Annotated in this window: 23 protein-coding genes and 1 pseudogene; 19 read left to right on the forward strand and 5 right to left on the reverse strand. The window is 54.5% G+C overall.

Annotated elements, in window-relative coordinates; all coding sequences use genetic code 11:
• Window positions 1-127: 127 nt before the first annotated feature.
• Window positions 128-325: pseudogene (locus K2184_RS25375) on the forward strand (filamentous hemagglutinin N-terminal domain-containing protein); the annotation flags it as partial.
• 354 nt (window positions 326-679) lie between these two features.
• Here K2184_RS25375 and K2184_RS25380 read toward each other — a convergent pair.
• Window positions 680-1,162, reverse strand: a complete 483-nt coding sequence (locus K2184_RS25380) for a zinc ribbon-containing protein (RefSeq protein WP_004100180.1) — start codon at window positions 1,160-1,162, stop codon at window positions 680-682.
• A gap of 226 nt (window positions 1,163-1,388) precedes the next feature.
• Here K2184_RS25380 and leuS point away from each other — a divergent pair, with 226 nt between their 5' ends.
• The 15 genes from leuS (at window position 1,389) to lipA (ending at window position 16,779) form a co-directional block, all read left to right on the forward strand.
• Window positions 1,389-3,971, forward strand: a complete 2,583-nt coding sequence (gene leuS / locus K2184_RS25385) for a leucine--tRNA ligase (RefSeq protein WP_004111380.1) — start codon at window positions 1,389-1,391, stop codon at window positions 3,969-3,971.
• A 14-nt stretch (window positions 3,972-3,985) separates the two neighbouring features.
• Window positions 3,986-4,567 (forward strand): LPS assembly lipoprotein LptE, encoded by a 582-nt coding sequence (gene lptE / locus K2184_RS25390; RefSeq protein WP_004100169.1) that lies wholly within the window; start codon window positions 3,986-3,988, stop codon window positions 4,565-4,567.
• Window positions 4,567-5,598 (forward strand): DNA polymerase III subunit delta, encoded by a 1,032-nt coding sequence (holA, locus tag K2184_RS25395; RefSeq protein ID WP_023320564.1) that lies wholly within the window; start codon window positions 4,567-4,569, stop codon window positions 5,596-5,598. Before lptE ends, holA begins: the two co-directional genes overlap by 1 nt.
• On the forward strand, window positions 5,591-6,241 hold the full coding sequence (gene nadD, locus K2184_RS25400) for a nicotinate-nucleotide adenylyltransferase (protein WP_004111375.1): 651 nt from the start codon (window positions 5,591-5,593) through the stop codon (window positions 6,239-6,241). Before holA ends, nadD begins: the two co-directional genes overlap by 8 nt.
• 46 nt (window positions 6,242-6,287) lie before the next feature.
• Window positions 6,288-6,917, forward strand: coding sequence for an adenosylcobalamin/alpha-ribazole phosphatase (locus tag K2184_RS25405; protein ID WP_004100164.1), 630 nt, complete (start codon window positions 6,288-6,290; stop codon window positions 6,915-6,917).
• A gap of 222 nt (window positions 6,918-7,139) precedes the next feature.
• Window positions 7,140-7,457, forward strand: coding sequence for a ribosome silencing factor (rsfS, locus tag K2184_RS25410; protein WP_004100162.1), 318 nt, complete (start codon window positions 7,140-7,142; stop codon window positions 7,455-7,457).
• Between the two features lie 3 nt (window positions 7,458-7,460).
• Window positions 7,461-7,928: a 23S rRNA (pseudouridine(1915)-N(3))-methyltransferase RlmH gene (gene rlmH / locus K2184_RS25415; RefSeq protein WP_004100160.1), complete on the forward strand. Its 468-nt coding sequence runs from the start codon at window positions 7,461-7,463 to the stop codon at window positions 7,926-7,928.
• 27 nt (window positions 7,929-7,955) lie between these two features.
• On the forward strand, window positions 7,956-9,857 hold the full coding sequence (gene mrdA, locus K2184_RS25420; protein WP_004100158.1) for a peptidoglycan DD-transpeptidase MrdA: 1,902 nt from the start codon (window positions 7,956-7,958) through the stop codon (window positions 9,855-9,857).
• Window positions 9,857-10,969 carry a peptidoglycan glycosyltransferase MrdB gene (gene mrdB / locus K2184_RS25425; RefSeq protein WP_004100156.1) on the forward strand — a complete coding sequence of 371 codons (1,113 nt, stop codon included), beginning with the start codon at window positions 9,857-9,859 and terminating at the stop codon, window positions 10,967-10,969. Before mrdA ends, mrdB begins: the two co-directional genes overlap by 1 nt.
• 10 nt (window positions 10,970-10,979) lie before the next feature.
• The gene (gene rlpA / locus K2184_RS25430; protein ID WP_004100155.1) at window positions 10,980-12,080 is read left to right on the forward strand and encodes an endolytic peptidoglycan transglycosylase RlpA; all 1,101 of its coding nucleotides are present in this window, start codon (window positions 10,980-10,982) and stop codon (window positions 12,078-12,080) included.
• Between the two features lie 142 nt (window positions 12,081-12,222).
• Window positions 12,223-13,422, forward strand: coding sequence for a D-alanyl-D-alanine carboxypeptidase DacA (dacA, locus tag K2184_RS25435; RefSeq protein WP_004100154.1), 1,200 nt, complete (start codon window positions 12,223-12,225; stop codon window positions 13,420-13,422).
• 106 nt (window positions 13,423-13,528) lie between these two features.
• Window positions 13,529-13,792 carry a DUF493 family protein YbeD gene (gene ybeD, locus K2184_RS25440; RefSeq protein ID WP_004100153.1) on the forward strand — a complete coding sequence of 88 codons (264 nt, stop codon included), beginning with the start codon at window positions 13,529-13,531 and terminating at the stop codon, window positions 13,790-13,792.
• Between the two features lie 100 nt (window positions 13,793-13,892).
• On the forward strand, window positions 13,893-14,537 hold the full coding sequence (gene lipB / locus K2184_RS25445) for a lipoyl(octanoyl) transferase LipB (RefSeq protein WP_016809088.1): 645 nt from the start codon (window positions 13,893-13,895) through the stop codon (window positions 14,535-14,537).
• A 135-nt stretch (window positions 14,538-14,672) separates the two neighbouring features.
• Window positions 14,673-15,626, forward strand: coding sequence for a YbeF family transcriptional regulator (locus tag K2184_RS25450; RefSeq protein WP_004100151.1), 954 nt, complete (start codon window positions 14,673-14,675; stop codon window positions 15,624-15,626).
• 187 nt (window positions 15,627-15,813) lie between these two features.
• Window positions 15,814-16,779 (forward strand): lipoyl synthase, encoded by a 966-nt coding sequence (lipA, locus tag K2184_RS25455; RefSeq protein WP_004100150.1) that lies wholly within the window; start codon window positions 15,814-15,816, stop codon window positions 16,777-16,779.
• Between the two features lie 224 nt (window positions 16,780-17,003).
• Here lipA and tatE read toward each other — a convergent pair whose 3' ends face one another.
• Together tatE and K2184_RS25465 are read right to left on the reverse strand one after the other, a co-directional pair.
• On the reverse strand, window positions 17,004-17,207 hold the full coding sequence (gene tatE, locus K2184_RS25460; RefSeq protein WP_004100149.1) for a twin-arginine translocase subunit TatE: 204 nt from the start codon (window positions 17,205-17,207) through the stop codon (window positions 17,004-17,006).
• A gap of 127 nt (window positions 17,208-17,334) precedes the next feature.
• Window positions 17,335-18,123 (reverse strand): deaminated glutathione amidase, encoded by a 789-nt coding sequence (locus tag K2184_RS25465; RefSeq protein ID WP_004100148.1) that lies wholly within the window; start codon window positions 18,121-18,123, stop codon window positions 17,335-17,337.
• A gap of 91 nt (window positions 18,124-18,214) precedes the next feature.
• Here K2184_RS25465 and crcB point away from each other — a divergent pair, with 91 nt between their 5' ends.
• Window positions 18,215-18,598 (forward strand): fluoride efflux transporter CrcB, encoded by a 384-nt coding sequence (crcB, locus tag K2184_RS25470; protein WP_004100147.1) that lies wholly within the window; start codon window positions 18,215-18,217, stop codon window positions 18,596-18,598.
• A 57-nt stretch (window positions 18,599-18,655) separates the two neighbouring features.
• Here the strand turns inward: crcB and cspE are convergent, their stop codons facing one another.
• Both cspE and pagP read right to left on the reverse strand, forming a co-directional pair.
• The gene (cspE, locus tag K2184_RS25475) at window positions 18,656-18,865 is read right to left on the reverse strand and encodes a transcription antiterminator/RNA stability regulator CspE (RefSeq protein WP_004100146.1); all 210 of its coding nucleotides are present in this window, start codon (window positions 18,863-18,865) and stop codon (window positions 18,656-18,658) included.
• A 195-nt stretch (window positions 18,866-19,060) separates the two neighbouring features.
• The gene (pagP, locus tag K2184_RS25480; protein ID WP_160887563.1) at window positions 19,061-19,636 is read right to left on the reverse strand and encodes a lipid IV(A) palmitoyltransferase PagP; all 576 of its coding nucleotides are present in this window, start codon (window positions 19,634-19,636) and stop codon (window positions 19,061-19,063) included.
• 292 nt (window positions 19,637-19,928) lie between these two features.
• Between pagP and dcuC the strand changes: the two genes are divergently transcribed.
• A complete protein-coding gene (dcuC, locus tag K2184_RS25485) occupies window positions 19,929-21,302 on the forward strand; it encodes an anaerobic C4-dicarboxylate transporter DcuC (RefSeq protein ID WP_004100144.1) in 1,374 nt (457 codons plus the stop codon).
• Between the two features lie 92 nt (window positions 21,303-21,394).
• Entirely contained in the window at window positions 21,395-22,189 is a 795-nt protein-coding gene (gene rna / locus K2184_RS25490; protein ID WP_017146359.1) for a ribonuclease I, read from the forward strand.
• Window positions 22,190-22,324: the final 135 nt, after the last annotated feature.

The following is a 22,324-nucleotide window of genomic DNA, read 5'->3' on the forward strand; positions in this document are numbered from 1 at the left end:
ATGGTGGAAAAAATAGCCTAAATAGGCTAATTCGATGTGTTTGCGGGAAAAAAATCGGCCCAGATCCGCGAAATTTTAATCAGCGAGTCAGCTTGGGAAGAAATGACCTGCTTATTCGCACCTTCCCAAAGCCAATGGTTCTCTCACCATGACCACAGGGACTGTTAAAAATGGCGGCTACCGCTGCGGCTTTTTAAATCTGGCAACCTGCGGTAAAGGCTCTATTTCCGCTAACAAGCTGGTCCTTAACTCTTATCATAACTATGCCTCTGAAATGGGCGGGCAACAGCAGTATAAATATGCTGAAATAAATACTATTCGTTAAAAAATAAGCGATGCGCTGGTAACGGCGCATCGCCAATAATTAACCACAACAGGCCACGCCTTGCATCAGGCAAAGCCCATCCACCTTTAGCAAGCGATCGCCATCGTCACCTCGTGCATCGAGCATCTTATTGCAAACTAATTGGGTCAATAGAATATGCGGTGATACCTGCGATGGGCTGCACGATAATCCGTAGCTGAGTGAAAAAATGTGTAGCAAACCAGTTGAGATAAAAAAGATGCACGACGAATTCTTAAAACGGAAGCCAATATATAACTTATATTGGCTAAAAAATTTACAATTAATCATTTTTAATCGGGCCCGATGCAATAATTATGCACCAGACCCGATCGATCAGGGCTCGAATGGACGACGCTGGAACTGATCGTGCCCGCATTTTGGACAACGCGGCAGCACGTCCGGCGTATAAACCGGCAGATGATAATGACACTTCTCACAAACCAGATTGCCGAGTCCAACCACTTCGCCGCTGTGATAAACGCCGTGGTGGCTGAGATCCTGGAAGACTTCGCGCCACTCAAGCTGGGTTTTGTCAGTGATATCCGCCAGCTCCTGCCACAGACTCTCCTTAATCACGCGCATAAAGACGCTATCGGTGAGCTCCTCCTGGCTCTCTTCATAGCTGAGAGCAAACTCTTCCAGATCGCGTCTGACGGCGCGAATGACGTTGTCGATTTCACTCTGCGTTAACTCGCCGGACTGGCTAATTCTTACCCTGGCCTGCTCCACCAGCGCATCGATATCGCGTTCTCCATTGCGTAACCGCTCGCTGAGCGTCGACACCAGCTCTCGGTAAAACTGAGCTACCTTGTTCATCTTTTCGCCTCCGGTGTGGTTAACTTCTTCTAATGATAGACGTTATCTGCGCATAGCTCTGCCCGTCATGCCACAGAGTCGTGAAATATTCTCTGGCGCTTTCCTCGCGGTAAGTGTGTGAAAGGCTGTTTTGACGTTGGCGTTTGGGCTATGCTATGCCGATCTGAAATAACACATCCATTGGCTACATTTTGTAGCTGTATTGAAAACAGGACCACTGGCTGCCATGCAAGAGCAATACCGCCCGGAAGAGATAGAATCAAAAGTCCAGCAACACTGGGACGAGAAGCGTACCTTTGAAGTTACCGAAGACGAGAGTAAAGAGAAGTATTACTGCCTGTCGATGCTTCCCTATCCTTCTGGTCGACTACACATGGGCCACGTGCGCAACTACACCATTGGCGACGTGATTTCCCGTTACCAGCGCATGTTAGGCAAGAACGTGCTGCAGCCTATCGGCTGGGATGCGTTTGGCCTGCCTGCGGAAGGCGCGGCGGTGAAAAACAACACAGCTCCGGCACCGTGGACCTACGACAATATCGCCTACATGAAGAATCAGCTGAAAAAGCTGGGCTTTGGCTATGACTGGAGCCGCGAAGTGGCGACCTGCACCCCGGAATACTACCGCTGGGAGCAGAAGTTCTTCACCGAGCTGTATAAAAAAGGCCTGGTCTACAAAAAAACCTCCGCGGTGAACTGGTGCCCGAACGACCAGACCGTTCTGGCGAACGAGCAGGTTATCGACGGCTGCTGCTGGCGCTGCGATACCAAAGTTGAGCGTAAAGAGATCCCGCAGTGGTTTATTAAAATCACCGCCTACGCTGACGAGCTGCTGAACGATCTGGACAACCTGGATCACTGGCCGGATACCGTGAAGACCATGCAGCGTAACTGGATTGGCCGCTCCGAAGGCGTCGAAATCTCCTTCGATGTTAACGACTACGCCGACAAGCTGACCGTCTACACCACCCGCCCGGACACCTTTATGGGCTGTACCTATCTGGCCGTGGCGGCGGGTCACCCGCTGGCGCAGCAGGCAGCAGCCAATAACCCCGCGCTGGCGACGTTTATCGACGAATGCCGCAATACCAAAGTTGCCGAAGCCGAAATGGCAACTATGGAGAAAAAAGGCGTCGATACCGGTTATAAAGCGATTCATCCACTGACCGGTGAAGCGATCCCGGTCTGGGCGGCAAACTTTGTCCTGATGGAGTACGGCACCGGCGCGGTAATGGCCGTTCCGGGTCACGATCAGCGCGACTACGAGTTTGCCAGTAAATACGGTCTGGAGATCAAGCCGGTCATTCTGGCCGCCGACGGTTCCGAACCGGATCTCTCCGAACAGGCGCTGACCGAAAAAGGCGTGCTGTTCAACTCTGGCGAATTCGACGGTCTGGATCACGAAGCTGGCTTTAACGCCATCGCCGATAAGCTGGCTTCACTTGGCGTCGGCGAACGTAAAGTGAACTACCGCCTGCGCGACTGGGGCGTTTCCCGTCAGCGCTACTGGGGCGCGCCGATTCCAATGGTGACGCTGGAAGACGGTACCGTAATGCCGACTCCGGAAGATCAGCTGCCGGTAATTCTGCCGGAAGATGTGGTCATGGACGGCATCACCAGCCCCATTAAAGCCGATCCTGAGTGGGCGAAAACCACCGTAAACGGCCAGCCGGCGCTGCGTGAAACCGATACCTTTGATACCTTCATGGAATCCTCCTGGTACTACGCGCGCTATACCTGCCCGCAGTACGACCAGGGCATGCTGGACCCGGAAGCGGCGAACTACTGGCTGCCGGTGGATATTTATATCGGCGGTATCGAACACGCCATCATGCACCTGCTGTACTTCCGCTTCTTCCACAAGCTGATGCGCGACGCGGGCATGGTTAACTCTGACGAACCGGCAAAACAGCTGCTTTGCCAGGGCATGGTGCTGGCGGATGCCTTCTACTACGTTGGCGCGAACGGCGAGCGTAACTGGGTCTCTCCGGTTGATGCGATCGTTGAGCGCGATGAGAAAGGCCGCATCGCGAAAGCGAGAGATGCTGAAGGCCATGAACTGGTCTATACCGGCATGAGCAAGATGTCCAAGTCGAAAAACAACGGCATCGACCCGCAGGTCATGGTTCAACGTTACGGTGCCGACACCGTGCGTCTGTTTATGATGTTCGCCTCGCCGGCTGACATGACGCTGGAGTGGCAGGAGTCCGGCGTGGAAGGGGCCAACCGCTTCCTGAAACGCGTCTGGAAACTGGTTTACGAGCATACCACGCAGGGTGAAGTTGCCGCGCTGGACGTTGCCAGCCTCAGCGAAGATCAAAAAGCGCTGCGCCGCGACGTACACAAAACGATCGCTAAAGTGACCGATGATATCGGCCGCCGTCAGACCTTCAATACCGCGATCGCGGCGATTATGGAGCTGATGAACAAGCTGGCGAAAGCGCCGCAGGAAAGCGAACAGGATCGCGCGCTGATGCGTGAGGCTCTGCTGGCGGTCGTTCGCATGCTCAACCCGTTCACCCCGCACGCCAGCTTTACCCTGTGGCAGGAGCTGGGCGGCGAAGGCGATATTGACAACACGCCGTGGCCGGTTGCGGACGAAAGCGCTATGGTTGAAGACACCACGCTGGTTGTCGTCCAGGTAAATGGTAAAGTTCGTGGTAAAATTACCGTTGCGGTAGATGCAACCGAAGAGCAGGTGCGCGAGCGTGCGGCTCAGGAGCATCTGGTCGCGAAATATCTCGACGGTGTGACCGTGCGTAAAGTGATCTACGTTCCGGGTAAACTGCTCAATCTGGTCGTTGGCTAAGCGCGGGAGGAAGCGTGCGATATCTGGCAACATTGTTGTTAACTCTGGCGGTGTTAATCACCGCCGGTTGTGGCTGGCACCTGCGTAGTACTACGCAGGTTCCGACCGCAATGAAAACCATGATCTTCCAGTCGGGCGATCCAAATGGTCCATTAAGTCGCGCTGTCCGTAATCAGCTGCGCCTGAACGGCGTCGAGCTGGTTGATGCCAGTACGCTGCGCAAGGATATCCCTTCCCTGCGTCTGGAGTCATCGTCCATTCAGAAAGACACGGCATCTATTTTCCAGGATGGCCGTACTGCTGAATATCAGATGGTGATGACGGTGAATGCCAGCGTCCTGATCCCTGGTCATGATATCTATCCCATCACGACCAAAGTCTACCGTTCGTTCTTCGATAACCCGCAGGCGGCGCTAGCGAAAGATGCCGAGCAGGACATGATCATTCAGGAAATGTACGACAAAGCAGCCGAACAGCTGATCCGTAAGCTGCCGAGCGTACACGTTGCGGATGTCGAAGCCACCAAAGAGGATGAGAAGCCGGTGAACGCCGCTTCCACCTCCGGCAATCGCGTCTCCACCACGCTGGGTAACTGATGATTCGGTTGTACCCGGAACAGCTCCGCGCGCAGCTCACTGAAGGGCTGCGCGCGGCCTATCTGCTGCTTGGCAACGACCCGCTGCTGTTGCAGGAAAGCCAGGACGCCATCCGCGAAGCCGCTGCCGCCCAGGGCTTTATCGAACACCATACCGCCAGCATTGATGCCAGCACCGACTGGTCTGCCCTTTTCTCCCTCAGTCAGGCGATGAGCCTGTTTGCCAGCCGCCAGACGCTGCTGCTGATCCTGCCGGAGAACGGCCCCAATGCGGCAATCAACGAACAGCTCGCCACGCTTGTCAGCATGCTGCATGACGATCTTCTGCTGATCGTGCGCGGCAATAAGCTGACGAAAGCGCAGGAGAACGCCGCGTGGATCGCCGCTCTTGCCAGCCGTGCCGTTCAGGTTAGCTGTCAGACGCCGGAATATGCCCAGCTGCCGCGCTGGCTTGCCGCGCGCGCAAAGCAGCATCATCTGCAGCTTGATGACGCAGCCAGCCAGCTGCTGTGCTACTGCTATGAAGGCAATCTGCTGGCGCTGGCGCAGGCTCTGGAGCGCCTCTCGCTACTGTGGCCGGACGGTAAACTGACCCTTCCGCGCGTTGAGCAGGCAGTCAACGACGCCGCGCATTTCACGCCTTATCATTGGGTTGATGCGCTGCTGGCGGGTAAAAGCAAACGCGTCCTGCACGTTTTGCAACAGCTGCGGCTGGAAGGCAGTGAACCGGCTATCCTGCTGCGCACCCTACAGCGTGAACTGCTGCTGCTGGTCAACCTGAAGCGGCAATCAGCCCATACGCCGCTGCGTACCCTGTTTGACAAGCATCGGGTGTGGCAAAACCGACGCCAGCTGGTCAGCGACGCGCTGGCCCGCCTGAGCGCCGACCAGCTGCGCCAGGCCGTCACGTTGTTGACCCGCGCCGAGCTCACCTTTAAGCAGGATTACGGGCACTCCGTCTGGCCCGAGCTGGAAAGTCTCTCTTTGTTGCTCTGCCATAAAGCGCTGGCAGACGTTTTTATTGATGGTTGATATGACTCAGTTACAGGCGATGTACGGCGGCACCTTCGATCCGGTGCATTACGGTCACCTCAAACCGGTGGAAATTCTGGCCAACCAAATCGGCCTCAATCGCGTCACCATTGTGCCTAACAACGTGCCGCCGCATCGCCCGCAGCCCGAAGCGACCAGCGACCAGCGACGGCATATGCTGGAACTGGCTATCGCCGATAAGCCGCTGTTTATCCTCGACGATCGTGAACTTAGGCGCGACACGCCGTCCTATTCTGCGCAGACCCTGCGCGAGTGGCGCCAGGAGCAGGGTCCGGGACGGCCGCTGGCGTTTATCATAGGCCAGGATTCGCTGCTGACTTTTACCTCCTGGCACGACTATGCCAGCATCCTTGATAACGTTCATTTGATCGTCTGCCGACGCCCCGGCTACCCGCTGACGATGGCGTGCGAGCAGGATCAGCAGTGGCTGGACAAGCATCTCACCCATGACGTCGAGCGGCTGCATAGCGCCCCGGCAGGCGTTATCTACCTGGCCGAAACGCCGTGGTTTGATATCTCAGCAACCCTTATTCGCCAGCGTCTGGAAGCAGGCGAGTCCTGCGCGGACATGATGCCGGAAAGCGTGCTTGAGTATATCCACCAGCAAAAGCTTTACTGCTAGCCTGGCAGCCAGGACGGTCTCAGAGACGCCTTTCGAGAGGGTCATCATGAAATTATGGTTAGTTCGGCATGGTGAAACCGAGGCCAACGTCGCAGGCCTCTACAGCGGGCATGCCCCCACTGCGTTAACGAAACGTGGAATCAGACAGGCCCAAACGCTCGGACAGCGTCTGCATGCCGTTCCGTTTGAGCGCGTGTTTTGTAGTGAGCTTGAGCGCACCCAGCGCACGGCCAGCCTGCTGCTGGGGGAACGGAGCATCCCCCGTCATACCTTCGCTGAGCTCAATGAAATGTTCTTCGGCGACTGGGAAATGCGCCACCATCGCGATTTGCAGCAGGAAGATGCTGAAAACTACGCCGCCTGGTGCGCCGACTGGCAGCATGCGGCGCCTACCAACGGAGAGGGCTTTCAGGCCTTTTCCGAGCGCGTTTGCCGCTTTACTGCCACCCTCTCTCAGTGTCAGGAACTTAATCATCTGCTGATCGTCGGTCACCAGGGGGTTCTGAGCCTGTTAATCGCTCATCTTCTGCACATGCCGGCTTCGGCGATGTGGCACTTTCCCATCGAGCATGGTGCGTGGAGCCTGATCGATCTCCAGCCTGAATTCACCACTCTGCGGGTGCTAAATAGCCGGGCCGTTTGGCTGGCGGAAGAAGAATTGCGCGCAGACCATTGACAGTGCAAAGCAGGCTGCTATTCTCCGCAGCCAGGCTGTATCCGCCATTTGAACTTTGCAGAAATTGTTTTACAAAAATGGCGATGCAATCATCGGCGATGGATGGGATGATAGCCGCCTTCACCGCCCGTTTATCGACATTTATCCCGACTTTGCCAACAGTTCGGGTATACTGTCAGGCTGTTTATTGTTTTTCACTCTTCACACACCCAGGGGGAACTCTTGCAGGGTAAAGCACTCCAGGATTTTGTTATCGACAAAATTGATGACCTGAAAGGTCAGGACATCGTTGCCATTGACGTTCATGGCAAATCCAGCATTACAGATTGCATGGTCATCTGCACAGGCACTTCCACGCGCCATGTTATGTCCATCGCTGACCACGTCGTGCAGGAGTCTCGCGCCGCCGGGATGCTGCCGCTGGGCGTTGAAGGCGAAGCCGCCGCGGACTGGATCGTGGTCGATCTCGGCGACGTTATGGTTCACGTCATGCAGGAAGAGAGCCGTCGTCTGTACGAGCTGGAAAAACTCTGGAGTTAACGCGTGAAGCTGCACCTGGTAGCCGTTGGCACCAAAATGCCGGACTGGGTTCAGACCGGCTTTAGTGAATATCTGCGCCGTTTTCCAAAGGATATGCCGTTCGAACTGGTGGAAATCCCCGCCGGTAAACGCGGCAAAAACGCCGACATCAAACGCATTCTTGAAAAAGAGGGCGAAATGATGCTGGCGGCAGCAGGCAAAAACCGCATCGTCACCCTGGATATTCCGGGGAAACCGTGGGATACGCCGCAGCTGGCGCGCGAACTGGAACGCTGGAAACAGGATGGCCGCGACGTCAGCCTGCTTATCGGCGGCCCGGAAGGCCTTTCACCCGCCTGCAAAGCGGCGGCGGAACAAAGTTGGTCGCTCTCAACGCTCACCCTACCTCACCCGCTGGTTCGCGTACTGGTGGCCGAGAGTCTGTATCGGGCGTGGAGCATTACCACCAACCACCCTTACCACCGTGAGTAATGATGACCAGGGTAGACTAAGCAGCGAATGAAATTACAGAATTCTTTCCGCGACTATTCGGCTGAATCCTCGCTGTTCGTGCGCCGGGCGCTGGTCGCTTTTTTGGGGATTTTGCTGCTTACCGGCGTACTGATCGCCAACCTTTATAACGTGCAGATTGTGCGTTATACCGACTATCAAACGCGTTCAAACGAAAACCGCATTAAACTGGTCCCGATTCCGCCGAGCCGCGGCATTATCTACGATCGCAACGGCACGCCGCTGGCGCTTAACCGCACGATTTACCAGCTGGAGATGATGCCGGAGAAGGTCGACAACGTTCAGCAAACGCTGGATGCGCTGCGCGACGTTATCGATCTCACCGATGACGATGTGGCGAACTTTAAAAAAGAGCGCGCCCGCTCGCATCGTTTTACCTCCATTCCGGTCAAAGTTAACCTCAGCGAAGTGCAGGTTGCCCGTTTCGCGGTCAACCAGTATCGCTTTCCCGGGGTGGAAGTTAAAGGCTATAAGCGCCGCTACTATCCCTATAACTCCGCTCTGACCCACGTTATCGGCTACGTCTCTAAAATTAACGATAAAGACGTCGATCGCCTGGATAAAGAGGGCAAGCTGGCAAATTACGCCTCCACGCACGATATCGGCAAGCTGGGGATCGAGCGCTACTACGAAGATGTCCTGCACGGGCAAACCGGCTATGAAGAGGTTGAAGTGAACAACCGCGGCCGCGTGATTCGTCAGCTCAAAGAGGTGCCCCCGCAGGCCGGGCGCGATATCTATTTAACGCTCGACCTTAAGCTCCAGCAGTATATTGAAACCCTGCTCGCCGGCAGCCGCGCGGCGGTCGTCGTCACTGACCCGCGAACCGGCGCTATCCTCGCGCTGGTTTCGACGCCAAGCTACGACCCTAATCTGTTCGTTGACGGTATTTCCAGCAAGGATTACTCCGGACTCCTCAACGATCCTAATACGCCGCTGGTCAACCGCGCGACCCAGGGCGTTTACCCGCCGGCTTCGACGGTTAAGCCATACGTTGCGGTCTCAGCGCTCAGCGCCGGGGTCATAACCCGCAACACCAGCCTGTTTGACCCCGGCTGGTGGCAGCTTCCCGGCTCGGAAAAACGCTACCGTGACTGGAAAAAGTGGGGCCACGGCCATCTGAATGTCACCAAAGCGCTGGAAGAGTCCGCCGATACCTACTTCTATCAGGTTGCCTATGATATGGGCATCGACCGCCTGTCTGAGTGGATGGGTAAATTCGGCTACGGCCACTATACCGGCGTTGACCTGGCGGAAGAGCGCTCCGGTAATATGCCGACTCGCGAATGGAAGCTCAAGCGCTTCAAGAAACCGTGGTACCAGGGCGATACCATCCCGGTCGGGATCGGACAGGGCTACTGGACCGCAACGCCTATTCAGATGAACAAGGCGCTGATGATCCTGATTAACGACGGAGTAGTTAAAGTACCGCATCTGCTGCAAAGCACGGTGGAAGACGGTAAACCGGTGCCCTGGGTTCAGCCGCATGAACCGCCGGTCGGAGACATTCACTCTGGCTTTTGGGAAATCGCTAAAGACGGGATGTATGGCGTAGCCAACCGAGGCAACGGTACCGCGCATAAATACTTTGCCAGCGCACCTTATAAAATCGCGGCCAAGTCGGGTACCGCCCAGGTCTTTGGCCTGAAAGCCAATGAGACCTATAACGCGCACAGAATCGCCGAACGCCTGCGTGACCATAAACTGATGACGGCGTTTGCCCCTTACAATAACCCCCAGGTTGCCGTAGCCATTATTCTTGAGAACGGCGGCGCAGGTCCGGCAGTCGGTACCATTATGCGTCAGATTCTCGATCATATAATGCTGGGCGATAACAACACCAATCTGCCGACTGAAAATCCGGCGGTAACGGCTGGGGAGGATCAATAATGACTGATAATCCGAACAAAAAATCGCTATGGGATAAAATCCACCTCGATCCCACCATGCTGCTTATCCTGCTGGCGCTGCTGACCTACAGCGCGCTGGTTATCTGGAGCGCCAGCGGTCAGGATATGGGCATGATGGAGCGTAAAATCGGCCAGATCGCTATGGGGATTGTTATTATGATCGTCATGGCGCAAATCCCGCCGCGGGTCTATGAAGGCTGGGCGCCCTATCTCTATATTTTCTGTATTATTCTGCTGGTGGCGGTTGATGCCTTCGGCGCCATTTCCAAAGGGGCGCAGCGCTGGCTGGATCTCGGCATCGTTCGCTTCCAGCCGTCGGAAATCGCTAAAATAGCCGTACCGCTGATGGTGGCGCGCTTTATCAACCGCGACGTGTGTCCGCCATCGCTGAAAAATACCGCCATCGCGCTGGTGCTGATTTTCCTGCCCACGCTGCTGGTCGCCGCGCAGCCTGACCTCGGAACCTCGATTCTGGTCGCCCTGTCCGGTCTGTTTGTCCTGTTTCTCTCTGGCCTGAGCTGGCGTCTGATTGGTATTGCGGTGGTGCTGGTCGCCGCCTTTATTCCAATCCTCTGGTTCTTCCTGATGCATGACTATCAGCGCCAGCGCGTAATGATGCTGCTCGACCCGGAAACCGATCCGCTCGGCGCGGGTTACCACATTATTCAATCAAAGATCGCTATCGGCTCCGGCGGGTTGCGCGGTAAAGGCTGGCTGCACGGTACCCAGTCGCAGCTGGAGTTTCTGCCAGAACGCCATACCGACTTTATCTTTGCGGTACTGGCGGAAGAACTGGGGCTGATTGGCGTACTGATCCTGCTGGCGCTGTATATACTGCTTATCATGCGCGGACTCTGGATCGCCGCCCAGGCGCAAACCACCTTTGGCCGAGTGATGGCCGGTGGTTTAATGTTGATTTTATTCGTTTATGTCTTCGTAAATATTGGTATGGTAAGTGGTATTTTACCGGTGGTGGGGGTACCTTTGCCGCTGGTCAGCTACGGGGGCTCTGCCCTAATCGTATTGATGGCCGGGTTTGGTATCGTCATGTCGATCCATACTCACAGAAAAATGTTGTCGAAAAGCGTGTAAGGGGTTCGCGATGCGTAAGCAATGGCTGGGGATCTGCATAGCAGCAGGGCTGCTGGCGGCATGTTCGGGTGAAGACGTTCAACAGAAAACGGTCAGCACTCCACAGCCGGCCGTTTGCAATGGCCCAACGGTGGAGATTAGCGGCGCCGATCCGCAGTACGAAACGCCTAACGCCACGGCGAATCAGGATTATGAACGCGACGGCAAAAGCTACAAAATCGTTCAGGATCCGTCCAACTTTACCCAGGCCGGTTTCGCCGCTATCTACGACGCCGAGCCCAACAGCAATCTGACCGCATCGGGAGAAGCGTTCGATCCTACGCAGCTCACCGCTGCCCATCCTACGCTGCCGATCCCAAGCTACGCGCGGATCACCAACCTGGCGAACGGCCGCATGATCGTCGTGCGCATCAACGATCGCGGGCCTTACGGTAACGATCGCGTGATCTCACTGTCGCGCGCCTCAGCCGATCGTCTGAATACATCAAATAATACCAAAGTACGTATCGACCCTATCATCGTCGCACCGGACGGCTCGCTTTCCGGGCCGGGCATGGCCTGTACGACGGTAGCCAAACAGACCTACGCCCTGCCGGCGCGCCCGAATCTTGACGGTGACGGCAGCGCGGCAATGGGGCAACCCGCGCCAACTGACGTGCACGCCATCAGCAACGCAACGCTGAAGCCGGAAGATAGCACCGGCGCACCGGTCAACAGCGGCGGTTTTCTCGGCGCGCCGACGCCGCTGAATAACGGTGTGCTGGAAGGCAGCGAGCCCGTGGTGCAAACCGCGCCGGTTACCGCGCCGGGTTCTGTTCAGGGAAGCGTAGCGCCCGCCGCCGTCGCGACCGCAGCAGTGACGCCAGCCGCAGCGGCAAGCGCCAACGGCGATTTCGTCGTACAGGTCGGCGCCGTCAGCGACCAGTCCCGTGCGCAACAGTACCAGCAGCGTCTGAGTCAGCAATTTTCCGTTCCGGGCCGCGTCATGCAAAACGGCGCGGTATGGCGTATTCAGCTTGGCCCATTCAGCAGCAAAGCGGAGGCCAGCACGATCCAACAGCGCCTGCAAAGCGAAGCTCAGCTGCAATCATTTATAACTCGCGCCAACTAAAGGCATTGGTCCAGCCGCCCGGTTCATTGCGTATGACAAAGTCATTAACAAAGTCGTACGCAATGTCGGATGCTGGTTCGTAGTGCATTTGTTATAGTAAGGCACTTTTTTTAACTCCATCACGGATGCCGTTGTTCAGACCATGAAGACCTCTTTTACCGCTCGTTTACTCGTTACGGCGCTCTCCGTGGCAGCGCTGTCCTCCGCTGCCCGCGCCGATGACCTGAATATCAAAACTATGATCCCAGGCGCCCCGCAGATTGACGCCGAATCCTGGATTCTTATCGATTACAACTCAGGCAAAGTGCTGGCGGAAAACAACGCTGACTCCCGTCGCGACCCGGCAAGCCTGACTAAAATGATGACCAGCTATGTCATTGGTCAGGCCATGAAAGCGGGCAAATTTAAAGAGTCCGACCTGGTCACCGTAGGCAACGACGCGTGGGCAACCGGTAATCCGGTGTTCAAAGGTTCTTCGCTGATGTTCCTCAAACCGGGTATGCAGGTGCCGGTATCCCAGCTGATCCGCGGTATCAACCTGCAGTCGGGCAACGATGCCTGCGTGGCGATGGCCGACTACGTCGCCGGTAGCCAGGACGCCTTCGTCAGCCTGATGAACAACTACGTTAACGCGCTGGGCCTGAAGAACACCCATTTCCAGACCGTTCACGGCCTGGATGCCGATGGTCAGTTCAGCTCAGCGCGCGACATGGCGCTGATTGGCCAGGCGCTGATTCGCGATGTTCCAAACGAATACACCATCTACAAAGAGAAAGAGTTTACCTTCAACGGTATTCGTCAGCTCAACCGCAACGGCCTGCTGTGGGATAACAGCCTCAACGTCGACGGCATTAAAACCGGCCACACGGATAAAGCGGGCTACAACCTCGTGGCATCGGCAACTGAAGGCCAGATGCGCCTCATCTCCGCCGTGATGGGCGGTCGTACCTATAAAGGACGCGAGTCCGAAAGCAAAAAGCTGCTGACCTGGGGCTTTCGCTTCTTTGAAACCGTTAACCCGATTAAAGCCGGTAAAGAATTCGCCTCTGAACCTGCCTGGTTCGGCGATAGCGATCGCGCCTCTCTCGGCGTGGATAAAGACGTTTATCTGACGATTCCTCGCGGTCGGATGAAAGATCTGAAAGCCAGCTACGTGCTGAATAATGCCGAGCTGCACGCGCCGCTGCAGAAAAACCAGGTTGTGGGCACCATTAACTTCCAGCTTGATGGCAAAACCATCGATCAGCGTCCGCTGGTGGTCCTGCAGGAAATCCCGGAAGGCAATTTCTTCGGTAAAATCATTGATTACATTAAATTAATGTTCCATCACTGGTTTGGTTAAAAACCGAACGCTTGAAAGTGTGATTTACATCCCCATATACTAGATATCCTGATAACTCCCACACGTCGTGGGAGTTATTATTTTTTGTTGTAACACCGGAGCTGACATGAAAACCAAACTTAACGAACTGCTTGAATTCCCTACCCCATTTACTTACAAAGTAATGGGACAGGCGTTGCCGGAGCTGGTTGACCAGGTGGTTGAAGTGGTACAGCGCCATGCACCAGGTGATTACTCTCCGACGGTAAAACCCAGCAGCAAAGGCAACTACCACTCTGTCTCTATTACCATCAATGCAACCCATATTGAGCAGGTAGAAACTCTCTACGAAGAGCTGGGCAATATTGAAATCGTTCGGATGGTGCTGTAAATCTCTTCCCCTGACCCGGCGTCCACGCCGGGTCATTCTCGCTTTCTTGCTGTGATATACTTTCCCACTCAAATCATTCTCTCTCTGCGGAGACGTTGTTTTGCAGCACAATAAAATTCTCATCCGCCAGCTCGGCCTGCAACCTTACGAACCTGTCTCGCAGGCAATGCACGAGTTTACCGACACCCGCGACGAGACTACGCTGGATGAAATCTGGCTGGTAGAGCACCATCCCGTATTCACTCAGGGGCAGGCAGGCAAAGCCGAACATGTTCTCGTTCCCGGCGAAATCCCGGTAATTCAGAGCGATCGCGGGGGGCAGGTCACCTATCACGGTCCCGGCCAGCAGGTGATGTACGTTCTGCTGAACCTGAAACGCCGTAAGCTGGGGGTGCGCGAGCTGGTCACGCTTCTGGAGCAAACCGTCGTGAACACCCTGGCGGAATATGACATCGAATCACACCCGCGCGCCGATGCTCCCGGCGTCTACGTGGGCGATCGGAAAATCTGCTCTCTGGGTCTGCGCATTCGTAGAGGTTGCTCATTCCACGGCCTGGCGCTAAATATCAACATGGATCTGTCGCCGTTCCTGAGAATTAACCCCTGCGGCTATGCCGGAATGGAGATGACGCAGATGCGTCAGTGGCAGCCAGATGCCCAGCCGGAAAACGTATCGCCACATTTGGTCGCTCATCTGCTGGCGCTCCTGAACGATCCGCCCTCGGAATACATTTTATCCCGCTAGCCATCACGTCCCGTTGCCGCGGGACGTCTCGTTTTTCCTCGGGCCGGATTAAGCCTTTTATTTGCAATCTATCATCACTAATAAAATAAATGTGACCGCTATAATGGTGCTAATTATCACTAGCGGAAATAAAGAGTGGACGACAATAACTCTCAGGCAGAATCAGGCGATCGGCTTGACGATCGCCACGGTCGGCAGATGTTTCGCATTCTGCGTACGATAGACCTCAATTTACTCACTATTTTTGAAGCGGTTTACGTCCATAAAGGCATCGTTAACGCGGCAAAGGTACTCAATATCACGCCGTCGGCGATAAGCCAGTCAATCAACAAGCTGCGCGCGCTCTTCCCTGACCCGCTATTTATTCGTAAGGGACAGGGCGTGACCCCCACGGCCTACGCTACGCATTTGCATAAGCATATTAGTCAGGGGATGGAGGCGTTTCTCAACGCGCTGGATCTCACCGGCAATACGCAGCGGGAGCGGGTGATAACGATTGCCACTTCCCCGGCTATTGGCGCGTTAATCATGCCGGTTATCACCCAAAAACTGCGGGCCGTCTTTCCCCAGATACTGCTGCACAATATCGCTATCAACGACGCAGTCAGTCAGCTAAACCAGCGTCAGGTGGACCTGCTTATCGACAGCTATCCCCACAGCGGGCAGACGATTACGCACCATGTGCTTTACCAGGACAGCGTGCACATCTTCTGCCGGGCAGGACATCCGGCTCTCGCCTTGCCTGCAACCGCAGATAATCTTAGTCAATATGAATTCGCTCTGCTGCAGCCAGAGGGGCAGCGCTACACCACCATCCTGCGTCGCCTGCAGGAACACCTCGGCGAACGCCGCTGCGGTTTTAGTAGCTACAATCTGTTAACTCAGGCGGCGCTGGTCAGCGAAAGCGATATGCTGGGGCTGATAACTTCCGGGATGTTTTCTCTGGTTGACAGAATATGGCCTTTGAAAATGATCGACTTCGCCCCTCTGCGCGAAGAAAAAATTGATATTGCGTTGCACTATAACAAGCTCAGCGCGCAGGAACCCTTGTTGAAAGAGATCGTCGGGACAATTCGTCAGGCTTTCTAGTCGATAAGGCACGTGTGGGAAAAGCATAAAACAACAACTATTTTACAATTTGCCCGGCAAGCAGGCTGCTTTATGCCCCGTATCAATGATATACTGCCTGCGTTTAATTCAAAAATAGTTGATAAATGCAACATTTACTTGAATTGATTCGCTTTCCTTCGTCACTCGCAACTGGAACACGCACGCTATGAGTAAACCCATTGTGATGGAACGCGGTGTTAAATACCGCGATGCCGATAAAATGGCCCTTATCCCGGTGAAAAACGTGGCAACTGAGCGTGAAGCTCTGCTCAGAAAACCGGAATGGATGAAAATCAAACTTCCGGCTGACTCGTCCCGTATCCAGGGGATCAAGGCAGCGATGCGTAAGAACGGCCTGCACTCCGTGTGCGAAGAAGCCTCTTGCCCTAACCTCGCGGAATGTTTTAACCACGGAACGGCGACCTTTATGATCCTGGGCGCCATCTGCACCCGCCGTTGCCCGTTCTGCGATGTTGCCCACGGACGCCCGATAACGCCGGACGCCAATGAGCCGCAAAAGCTGGCGCAAACCATCGCCGATATGGCGCTGCGCTATGTGGTTGTAACCTCCGTGGACCGCGACGATCTGCGCGATGGCGGCGCTCAGCATTTTGCCGACTGCATCAGCGCGATTCGTGAAAAAAGCCCGACGATCAAAATTGAAACTCTGGTGCCGGACTTCCGCGGCCGTATGGATCGTGCGCTGGAGATCCTCCAGGCCACGCCGCCGGACGTGTTTAACCATAACCTGGAAAACGTTCCGCGCCTCTATCGTCAGGTTCGCCCTGGCGCCGACTACAACTGGTCCCTGAAGCTGCTGGAGCGCTTTAAAGAAGCGCACCCGGAGATCCCGACGAAATCGGGACTGATGGTGGGTTTAGGCGAAACGAATGCTGAAATCATTGAAGTCATGCGCGATCTGCGCCGCCACGGCGTGACGATGCTGACTTTAGGCCAGTATCTGCAGCCGAGCCGCCACCACCTGCCGGTACAGCGCTACGTGAGCCCGGATGAATTCGAAGAGATGAAAGCCGAAGCGATGGCGATGGGCTTTACCCACGCCGCCTGCGGACCCTTTGTTCGTTCGTCCTATCATGCCGACCTGCAGGCCAAAGGTATGGAAGTGAAGTAATTCCTGTTGCGACCGCGGCGTTATATTTGTAGCGCAGCGGTCTTTCCTGCCACTCATTTTGCTCGCCAATAATAAAACCCAACGCGGTAACAGTTAGTTGCATCTTTTTAAGCAAAATCCGTGCAGATGACAAAAAGAGGCCGCAGCGCTATCGCTGCGGCCTCTTTGCCGACGCGGTTTCCCCGTCGGTAGCGAGCCTCCTTCAGCGGGAAACTCGTCGCGAATTACTCTTTATGAGAGAGCTTCTGCGCCGGAGCCTCTTCGGCACTGGTCTTTTTCGCACTATCATCGTCATCGCTCATGGCTTTTTTGAAGCCTTTGATAGCCGAGCCCAGGTCTCCACCCAGCGTGCGTAACTTTTTGGTACCAAACACCAGGATAATCAGCGCTGCGACTACCAGCAGTTTGGTAATACTAATCTCACCCATAGCTAACCTTCTTCTCTAATACAAGCTGCGAATACGCCATCATACACGCATACAATTAACGGCTATTTGACGCGCGGACACAATAGCAATCTGTAACAAGGTGAATCAAGCCTTGTTTAAAAAAACGTCATAATAATTGCGGTGGCGCAAAGCGACGATTCTGCAGCACCGGCAGGCGCTCTCTTACCTGCTGAATATAATCGGTTGAAAGCTCCGCGAAAATCAGCTGCGGCTGCTCCCCTGCCCCGGCAATCGTCGTTCCTAAAGGATCGACAATTCGACTCTGACCAATATTACGCGTTCCGCACTCCCCCGCAGCGACAATATAGCAGGTGGTATCCAGCGCCCGTGCCGCCAGCAGAGTCGCCCAGTGATGCTCTTTCAGCGGCCCTTTTACCCACGCGGCGGGCAGGACAATAAGCTGCGCGCCGCTGAGCGCTAAGGATAGCGCCAGCTCAGGAAAGCGTAAATCGTAACAGGTCATTAACCCGACTCGCATCCCGTCGACCTCAATGAGCGGCGGAATTTGCTGACCGGCATCGACCAGCCGGGATTCCTGAATATTGAAAGCATCATACAAATGCAGTTTCTGATATTGCGCAATAATTTTCCCGTGACGTAACGCCACCAGCGTATTCGTTGCCCGCCCTTCTGCAGAAGGCACGTGCAGGGTCAGCACCGTCGTCAAGGGACTGTTTTCGCTTTCCGCCAGCAGAAGCTGTAAAAAACCGCCGTCCAGCTGCTGGGCGGACTTGACTGATAAATCCGCATCGGCGTCGTTTCGCGCCAGCAACGCCTCGGGTAGCACCAGAAGCGTTGCTCCGCGCTCCCCGGCCTGACGCATCATGCTCACGCAGGTCTGAGCATTGACCGTCCAGTCCGGCGTTACGGCAAATTGTCCGGCAGCAACAAGCATCTTTTCTCTCCCGTCAGGTAATTCATAGCCAGCAAGGTATTTCGCGCGCTACACTCGAAGTTTAGTCGCAATCAATAAGCAGAGAACAATCGTGTTGCAACTCCTTTTGGCTGTATTTCTTGGCGGCGGCACCGGCAGCGTTTTGCGCTGGTGGCTGGGTATGAAGTTTAACCCCATGCACCATGCTATCCCCATTGGTACTCTCACCGCTAACCTGCTAGGGGCATTTATTATCGGGGCCGGTCTGGCCTGGTTTAATCGCCTGACGGACGTCGATCCGATGTGGAAGCTACTCATCACTACCGGCTTTTGCGGCGGGTTGACCACCTTCTCCACATTTTCCGCTGAAGTGGTGTTTTTGCTGCAGCAGGGGCGCGTTAGCTGGGCGCTGCTGAACGTTTTCGTCAATCTGTTAGGTTCATTTGCCATGACGGCCGCTGCGTTCTGGCTGTTTTCGCAAGCCGCCAGCCGCTAGACGCAGGCAAAAAAAAACCCGCTGAGAGCGGGTTTTTATATTCTGCTGACGCGTTGCTTAGATAGGCATTACGTTTGCAGCAGAAGGGCCTTTGGCACCGTTAGTGATTTCGAACTCTACGCGCTGACCTTCAGCCAGAGTTTTGAAACCGTTGGACTGGATTGCAGAGAAATGTACGAATACATCTTTGCTGCCATCTTCCGGAGTAATGAAACCGAATCCTTTGGACTCATTAAACCACTTAACGTTACCTTTAATCTTAGACATCAAAATTACCTTTATATGAAAAAATCGACACTAATACTGTGTCGGGTATCAGTACACCAATTGTGGTACCTTTTGTCCAGCGCAACTTTGCTAAAAAGTGATAAAAGTCTCTATCTTTTTGGGCAGGGTTCACTTTAGTCTTTGTTTTTCCTCAAGACAGCCTGCTTATCTCTTTTATTGCTATGGAAAATCGCCTCAAAACTGAATGCGTGCCCATGCGAAGTAAACGTTTCCGTTGTTATAGGTGCCGGGAATATAGGTCATCTGGAAGGTGGCCGGGCCGTAGCCGATGGAAGCCAAAGGCAGCACTACCGGGATCGGGATATATTTCCAGTTGTCACGCGCCGTGACGCCGAGCGTATAGCCTAAGCCAAGATGGAAATTATCATCTGCCAAAGGACGCCAGGTCTTCTCCCAGCCATAGCCGCCGATGGGCTCCCACTTATTATAAGAATCCTTAAAAGCCATCAGATAGATGCCATGCCAGTTCCCTTTATCATCCCAGCGTGAAACGCCAAAACCGGCACCCCAGGGGCGCTCGTTGTACCTGTCGGTTTTCTCCTTGTCATAGGCAAAACGCGCATGCCAGGTCACCGCAGGGATATAAAGATCGTAGTGCTCAGGCTCATTCCAGGTCTGCGCAACGTTATCAGTCAGCGTGTTGTAACCATCGCGAAGCGTCGAGCTGAACGAAGCGTTAGCAGAAGTAGACGACAGCAGCAGCCCCAGGCACCCAAGAAAAAAACCTATAAATCGACGATGCATTAACACTTTTCTCTTACCAGTATCATTTTTTGAGCGGGTTAAAATAGCAAGGATAAGCTTAATACTTCCTTAACGAAATTAGGCAAACTCTTGATTTGCCCGCTACAAAAAATCTGAAAAACTCTCCGCGCGGTTTTGCCGGTTACGCCAGTAAAGCCCAACCATCCAGGGATTCTCATCGATTTATTGATTTGCATCAGCGAGTTTTGCCCGTTTTTTAGGCACATTCCCTCACTAAATTTTTCCTTCGCTTTATTTATCAGTAGATTCTTTGGGTTAATGGTTTAGGGGTTTAAGAATGCTTACGCTAGTAGAGATCCTGATTGGGATTGTGGTCATTGTGGGCGTCGCCCGCTATATCATTAAAGGTTATTCCGCCACCGGAGTGCTGTTCGTCGGTGGCTTAGTATTACTCATCGCCAGCGCGCTAATGGGGCATAAGATTTTACCTGGCGACGCAAAGAGCACCGGCTACTCTGCTACCGATATCGTTGAGTATATTAAGATACTGCTCATGAGCCGCGGCGGCGACCTCGGCATGATGATCATGATGCTCTGCGGTTTCGCCACCTATATGACGCATATTGGCGCCAACGATATGGTCGTCAAACTGGCCTCAAAACCGCTGCGCTATATTAACTCCCCTTATCTACTTATGATCGCTGCTTATTTCGTGGCCTGCCTGATGTCGCTGGCTGTTTCCTCAGCCACCGGCTTGGGCGTCCTGCTGATGGCCACGCTGTTCCCGGTCATGGTCAACGTTGGTATCAGCCGCGGCGCCGCCGCCGCAATCTGCGCCTCCCCGGCGGCGATTATTCTCTCACCGACTTCCGGCGACGTCGTGCTGGCCGCCAAAGCCGCCGAAATGCCGCTGATTGACTTTGCCTTTAAAACCACGCTGCCTATCTCTATCGTGGCGATTATCAGCATGGCGATTGCTCACTTCTTCTGGCAGCGCTATCTGGATAAGAAGGAAAACGTCGCGCATGAAATGCTTGATGTGAACGAGATCACCACCACCGCCCCTTCTTTCTACGCCATCCTGCCGTTTACGCCGATAATCGGGGTGCTGATTTTTGATGGCAAATGGGGTCCGGAGCTGCACATCATTACCATCCTCGTACTCTGCATGCTGCTGGCGGCAGTTCTGGAATTCTGCCGCGGCTTTAATACTAAAAATGTGTTTAATGGGCTGGAAGCGGCATATCGCGGGATGGCCGACGCCTTTGCCGGTGTGGTGATGCTGCTGGTCGCCGCTGGCGTCTTTGCGCAGGGGCTGAGCACCATTGGCTTTATTAACGGCCTGATCTCCATTGCAACTTCTTTCGGCTCCGCCAGTATTATTCTGATGCTGGTACTGGTCATTCTGACCATGCTGGCGGCGATGACCACAGGCTCTGGTAATGCCCCCTTCTATGCTTTCGTTGAGATGATCCCGAAGCTGGCGCACTCGTCCGGCATTAACCCGGCTTATCTTTCGATCCCGATGCTGCAGGCGTCTAACCTTGGCCGAACCATTTCTCCGGTCTCCGGCGTCGTGGTCGCCGTGGCCGGTATGGCAAAAATTTCGCCGTTCGAAGTGGTGAAACGCACCTCTGTCCCGGTACTGGTTGGTTTATTAGTGGTTATTATCGCCACCGAAGTCCTCGTTCCCGGTAGCGCAATCCGCTAACGCTGAAACCGTGTGAAAAGGCGCCTGCTGGCGCCTTTTTTATGCTTTAATAACTCAAAGTTATTAATGACCATTCGTCATCAGGAATAAAAATGTTCAGGAAGGATTTCGTCGCTCTCGCTCTTTTGCTAAGCGCTCCTCAGGTCAGCGCCGATCCGCTGATCGCAACGCAATACGGCGATTTCGATCGCTACGTGCTGGCCCTCTCCTGGCAAACGGGGTTTTGCCAGAGTATGCAGGACCGAAACCGCAGCGAGCCGGAAGAGTGCCGCCTGCAGCAGGAACCAGACAACAAAGCCGATTTTCTCACCGTTCACGGCTTGTGGCCAGGCCTGCCCAAATCTATCGCCGCGCGCGGAGTGGACGAACGCCGCTGGATGCGTTTTGGCTGCGCGACCCGCCCTGTTCCCAATATGCCTGAAGCGAAAGCCGGGCAAAAATGTCGGGCGGCTGAAACCGGCCTTTCGCTGGAAATGGCGAATAAGCTTAACGGCGTGATGCCGGGATCCGGCGGCAATTCATGTCTTGAGCGTTATGAATACGCCAAGCACGGGGTTTGTTTTGGTTTCGATCCTGACAGTTATTTCGGCACCATGGTGCGCCTGAACGGCGAGATTAAACAAAGCCCCCTTGGTCATTTCCTGGCCAGTCACTATGGGCAGACCGTTAGCCGGGATGATTTCAACGCCGCGGTCGCAGAGGCCTATGGAAATCAGAACGTTAAGGCTTTCAAGTTAACCTGTAACGGCAATCCCGCCTATCTGACCGAGATGCAAATTTCCATCAAAGCGGCGGCCATCAACGCGCCTCTCGCGGTAAATTCATTCTTACCTCAGCCTCATCCCGGGAACTGCGGTAAACAATTTCTGCTGGATAAAGCCGGCTAAGTTTCATACGGTTTAACTATTGTTCGTTGATGAATGTGCGTTTAATCACTTCAAACCATCCGCAAGTCTCAGTATGATGAGAGAACATTAACCCTTGCCATTTTCGGTGAGGGTTTTCTTTTACGGACAGGTTCC

Origin of the sequence: Klebsiella sp. K5-306 (genome assembly GCF_051835185.1) — a bacterium.
Classification (GTDB): Bacteria; Pseudomonadota; Gammaproteobacteria; order Enterobacterales; family Enterobacteriaceae; genus Klebsiella; species Klebsiella oxytoca.